At 71.5% G+C, this 256-nt stretch carries 1 pseudogene; it reads right to left on the bottom strand.

From position 1 onward, the window contains the following. A pseudogene (locus tag KVS71_RS17845) lies at window positions 1–256 on the bottom strand (sensor histidine kinase); the annotation flags it as partial.

Raw genomic sequence — 256 nt, 5'->3', positions numbered from 1 at the left:
ACGGCCAGCAACCGCTCCCCCACCGCACCGAGCAGGACCCCGGGGGGCACGAGAACACTGATGTCGACGACGAAATCGTCCCCACCCGCACCCGGGACCCACCCGCCCTCGTGCCTCTCGCCCTCACGGCGCGACGACGACAGCACCACCGCGTGAAGAATCAGCACACCTCCGAGGACGATCACCCCGGACGAGGCGCCCACCCAGACCGCGACGACCCGAGCCGCCCGCCGCACCTTCTCCGCATCCGGGTCTC

This window comes from Microbacterium sp. GbtcB4 (assembly GCF_019091465.1).
Classification (GTDB): domain Bacteria; phylum Actinomycetota; class Actinomycetes; order Actinomycetales; family Microbacteriaceae; genus Microbacterium; species Microbacterium paraoxydans.
The sequence above is the reverse complement of the archived record's forward strand: the minus strand, read 5'-3'. Positions and strand labels throughout refer to the sequence as shown.